General features: G+C 51.1%; 2 tRNA genes and 3 rRNA genes. All 5 read left to right on the forward strand.

The features are described 5' to 3' along the window. The first annotated feature begins 281 nt into the window (after positions 1 to 281). The 5 genes from A5893_RS00345 (at position 282) to rrf (ending at position 5,324) form a co-directional block, all read left to right on the forward strand. Positions 282 to 1,801, forward strand: a 16S ribosomal RNA gene (locus A5893_RS00345). Positions 1,802 to 1,916: 115 nt separating this feature from the next. Continuing rightward, positions 1,917 to 1,990 (forward strand) — tRNA-Ile (locus A5893_RS00350). 16 nt (positions 1,991 to 2,006) lie between these two features. Then, positions 2,007 to 2,083: transfer RNA gene (locus tag A5893_RS00355), tRNA-Ala, on the forward strand. Positions 2,084 to 2,189: 106 nt separating this feature from the next. Then, a 23S ribosomal RNA gene (locus A5893_RS00360) occupies positions 2,190 to 5,073 on the forward strand. Between the two features lie 139 nt (positions 5,074 to 5,212). Continuing rightward, positions 5,213 to 5,324, forward strand: a 5S ribosomal RNA gene (gene rrf / locus A5893_RS00365). The 16S, 23S and 5S rRNA genes sit together here with 2 tRNA genes alongside, the layout of an rRNA operon. Positions 5,325 to 5,366 lie beyond the last annotated feature (42 nt).

A 5,366-nucleotide genomic window follows, 5' to 3' on the forward strand; every position in this document is an offset into this window, starting at 1 on the left:
AAAGGCTTTAAAAAATAAAAAAAAAGATTTGGAAGTTAAATAAAATAACCACATCTTTGCACCCCGAACAAAAGGGAAACACAATCGGAGCGATTCCGAGAGTGGACAAAAACAGATCATAATCACGTTTAGTGAGATAAGATATAGTAGCTTGACCGATAGGTACGGGCGATAAAGTTCTTTAAAGAGATATCATGTAGCGGAGCCGGTTTCGACCGGCCCGAGCAAAGAATACAAAAACAAGAATACAGACATCATGTCGGTATCTTACTTAACATTATACAATGGAGAGTTTGATCCTGGCTCAGGATGAACGCTAGCGGCAGGCCTAATACATGCAAGTCGAACGGGATTGGGAGCTTGCTTCCATGAGAGTGGCGTACGGGTGCGTAACGCGTATGCAACCTACCACCATCAGGGGTATAGCCCGAAGAAATTCGGATTAACACCGCATGAAGACACAGTACCGCATGGTACAATGTCCAAATATTTATAGGATGGTGATGGGCATGCGTGCCATTAGCTAGTTGGCGGGGTAACGGCCCACCAAGGCGACGATGGCTAGGGGATCTGAGAGGATGGCCCCCCACACTGGTACTGAGACACGGACCAGACTCCTACGGGAGGCAGCAGTAAGGAATATTGGTCAATGGGGGCAACCCTGAACCAGCCATGCCGCGTGCAGGAAGACAGCCCTACGGGTCGTAAACTGCTTTTATACGGGAATAACCCCCTTCTCGTGAGAAGGGCTGAAGGTACCGTAAGAATAAGGATCGGCTAACTCCGTGCCAGCAGCCGCGGTAATACGGAGGATCCAAGCGTTATCCGGATTTATTGGGTTTAAAGGGAGCGTAGGCGGCTTGCTAAGTCAGGGGTGAAAGACGGTGGCTCAACCATCGCAGTGCCCTTGATACTGGCAGGCTTGAATATAGTTGAAGTGGGCGGAATGTGACAAGTAGCGGTGAAATGCATAGATATGTCACAGAACGCCGATTGCGAAGGCAGCTCACTAAGCTATCATTGACGCTGAGGCTCGAAAGCGTGGGGATCAAACAGGATTAGATACCCTGGTAGTCCACGCCCTAAACGATGATAACTCGATGTTGGCGATATACAGTCAGCGTCCAAGCGAAAGCGTTAAGTTATCCACCTGGGGAGTACGCCCGCAAGGGTGAAACTCAAAGGAATTGACGGGGGCCCGCACAAGCGGAGGAGCATGTGGTTTAATTCGATGATACGCGAGGAACCTTACCCGGGCTTGAAAGTTACTGAAGGTGCCAGAGACGGCACCGTCCTTCGGGACAGGAAACTAGGTGCTGCATGGCTGTCGTCAGCTCGTGCCGTGAGGTGTTGGGTTAAGTCCCGCAACGAGCGCAACCCCTGTGTCCAGTTGCCAGCATGTAATGATGGGGACTCTGGACAGACTGCCTGTGCAAACAGAGAGGAAGGCGGGGACGACGTCAAGTCATCATGGCCCTTACGTCCGGGGCTACACACGTGCTACAATGGACGGTACAGAGGGCAGCCACCCAGCAATGGGGAGCCAATCCCAAAAAGCCGTTCACAGTTCGGATCGGGGTCTGCAACTCGACCCCGTGAAGTTGGATTCGCTAGTAATCGCGTATCAGCAATGACGCGGTGAATACGTTCCCGGGCCTTGTACACACCGCCCGTCAAGCCATGGAAGTTGGGGGCGCCTGAAGTACGTAACCGCAAGGAGCGTCCTAGGGTGAAACCGATAACTGGGGCTAAGTCGTAACAAGGTAGCCGTACCGGAAGGTGCGGCTGGAATACCTCCTTTCTGGGACTCGGGCCTTTTGTGCCAAAACCGCTACATGAATATTTTCTTTGATAAAGGGCCTGGAAGGGATGTGAGTCGGTGTATCCGGCCACTGTTGTTAGGGAGAACTGAAAATAGTCCCGTAGCTCAGTTGGTTAGAGCACTACACTGATAATGTAGGGGTCAGCAGTTCAAATCTGCTCGGGACTACACATACATCTTAGACGGGGGATTAGCTCAGCTGGCTAGAGCACCTGCCTTGCACGCAGGGGGTCAACGGTTCGACTCCGTTATTCTCCACCATAATAATTACCGGATGTTTTTACATCCAAATTTAGTTCTTTGACATATTGGAAGAAGTTATCCGAGAGAGGATAACGACACAACAGGTAGAGCAATCTACAAATAAGAGAAAGTAAACAAGAGCACACGGGGGATGCCTAGGCTCTCAGAGGCGATGAAGGACGCGATAAGCTGCGATAAGCCGCGGGGATTGGCACATACGAATCGATCCGCGGATTTCCGAATGGGGAAACCTGGTTGGCTGAAGGCCAACCGCAATAGCGCAAACCTGCCGAACTGAAACATCTAAGTAAGCAGAGGAAGAGAAAACAAAAGTGATTTCCTGAGTAGTGGCGAGCGAAAGGGAAACAGCCCAAACCTATACCGTCAAGGCGGTATGGGGGTTGTAGGACCACAATATGAGAACCATAGTGAAGTCGAACGGGATGGGAAGCCCGGCCATAGCGCATGATAGCTGCGTAGACGAAAGCAAAGGTAGGATAGTGGTATCCTGAGTACCGCGGGGTCGGAGACGCCCTGTGGGAATCCACCAGCACCATCTGGTAAGGCTAAATACTCCTGAGAGACCGATAGTGAACCAGTACCGTGAGGGAAAGGTGAAAAGAACCCCGAACAGGGGAGTGAAATAGAACCTGAAACCGTGTGCTTACAAGCGGTCGGAGCAGACTTGTTCTGTGACGGCGTGCCTTTTGCATAATGAGCCTACGAGTTACTCCTCACTGGCGAGGTTAAGCCCTTAAGGGGCGGAGCCGAAGCGAAAGCGAGTCTGAATAGGGCGTATAGTCAGTGGGGGTAGACGCGAAACCTTGTGATCTACCCATGGACAGGTTGAAGGTGCCGTAACAGGTACTGGAGGACCGAACCGATAAACGTTGAAAAGTTTCCGGATGATCTGTGGGTAGGGGTGAAAGGCTAATCAAACTGGGAAATAGCTCGTACTCCCCGAAATGTTTTTAGGAACAGCGTGGCGGTTGAGTTTGACAGAGGTAGAGCTACTGATTGGGTGCGGGGGAGTCAAATCCTACCAAATCCAGACAAACTCCGAATGCTGGTCAAATATACGCTGCAGTGAGGCCCGGGGTGCTAAGGTCACGGGCCGAGAGGGAAAGAACCCAGACCAACAGCTAAGGTCCCAAAATTACCATTAAGTTGAACTAACGAGGTCCGATTGCACAGACAGCTAGGATGTTGGCTTGGAAGCAGCCATTCATTTAAAGAGTGCGTAACAGCTCACTAGTCGAGCGATCGGGCATGGATAATAAACGGGCATAAAATGGTATACCGAAGCTTTGGATTTATACTACGTATAAGTGGTAGGGGAGCATTCCAGTTGCGGCGAAGGCATACGCGTTAGCGGTGTTGGAGCGGCTGGAAAAGCAAATGTAGGCATAAGTAACGATAAGGCGGGAGAGAAACCCGCCCACCGAAAGACTAAGGTTTCCTGATCAACGCTAATCGGATCAGGGTTAGTCGGGACCTAAGGAGAACCCGAACGGGACATCCGATGGACAACTGGTTGATATTCCAGTACTCTTTATAACTGCGATGGGGTGACGGAGTAGTGACACTGCCGCGAACTGACGGAATAGTTCGTTGAAGGCCGTAGGTATTGGTTTGGTAGGCAAATCCGCCAGACTAGCTGAAAGCTGATAGTACAGCAAACCTTCGGGGGCGTTGATAGTGCAGGTAATCAGACTTCCAAGAAAACCCCCTAAGCTTCAGGTTATGAAGACCCGTACCGTAAACCGACACAGGTAGTCGAGGAGAGAATCCTAAGGTGCTCGAGTGAATCATGGCTAAGGAACTCGGCAAAATGGCCCTGTAACTTCGGGAGAAGGGGCGCCCCACGGTAAGACGTGGGGCCGCAGTGAAAAGGCCCAGGCGACTGTTTAACAAAAACACATGGCTTTGCGAAATCGAAAGATGATGTATAAGGCCTGACACCTGCCCGGTGCCGGAAGGTTAAGAGGGGATGTCATCCGCAAGGAGAAGCATTGAATCGAAGCCCCGGTAAACGGCGGCCGTAACTATAACGGTCCTAAGGTAGCGAAATTCCTTGTCGGGTAAGTTCCGACCTGCACGAATGGTGTAACGATCTGGGCGCTGTCTCGGCCATGAGCTCGGTGAAATTGTGGTCCCGGTGAAGACGCCGGGTACCCGCAACGGGACGGAAAGACCCCATGAACCTTCACTACAGTTTAACATTGACATTGGGTACAGGATGTGTAGGATAGGTGGGAGTTATTGAAGCGGGCTCGCTAGGGTCCGTGGAAACAACCTTGAAATACCACCCTTTCTGTATTCGGTGTCTAACCCCGCTAAGCGGGGGACACTGTTTGATGGGTAGTTTGACTGGGGTGGTCGCCTCCAAAAGTGTAACGGAGGCTTTCAAAGGTATGCTCAGTACGCTTGGTAACCGTACGAGGAGTGCAATAGCATAAGCATGCTTGACTGTGAGGCCTACAAGCCGAGCAGGGTCGAAAGACGGATATAGTGATCCGGTGGTTCTGCATGGAAGGGCCATCGCTCAAAGGATAAAAGGTACTCTGGGGATAACAGGCTGATCTCCCCCAAGAGCTCATATCGACGGGGAGGTTTGGCACCTCGATGTCGGCTCGTCACATCCTGGGGCTGGAGAAGGTCCCAAGGGTTCGGCTGTTCGCCGATTAAAGTGGCACGCGAGCTGGGTTCAGAACGTCGCGAGACAGTTCGGTCCCTATCTGTTGTGGGCGTTGGAGATTTGAGTGGGGCTGACCTTAGTACGAGAGGACCGGGTTGGACTGACCGCTGGTGAATCTGTTGTCCCGCCAGGGGCACTGCAGAGTAGCTATGTCGGGGATAGATAAGCGCTGAAAGCATCTAAGTGCGAAACTAGCCACAAGATGAGATCTCCATAATAGGACCGTAGAAGACTACTACGTTGATAGGCGGCAGGTGTAAAGGTGGTAACACCAAAGCCGAGCCGTACTAATTGTCCGATACTTTCCGGTAAAAAAACTGGACTGTTGTCCTCTCTCCAAGATAATTTCTTCCAATGATATGTCAATGTTGATGTATGGGTTTAAAGTAAAAAGTTTAAAGTTGAAAGACTTACTACTTATGACCTATTACCTTCAGCATTAATGATATTCAGGTGCCTATATCGGCGGTGTCCACCTCTTCCCATTCCGAACAGAGAAGTTAAGCCCGCCTGAGCCGATGGTACTGCGGTAAAACGTGGGAGAGTAGGTCGGTGCCAGACCTTAACGCCCCCCTTCCTTAACGGATCGGGGGCTTTTTTTTG

The sequence above is a fragment of the Pedobacter psychrophilus genome, from assembly GCF_001652725.1.
GTDB classification, from domain to species: domain Bacteria; phylum Bacteroidota; class Bacteroidia; order Sphingobacteriales; family Sphingobacteriaceae; genus Pseudopedobacter; species Pseudopedobacter psychrophilus.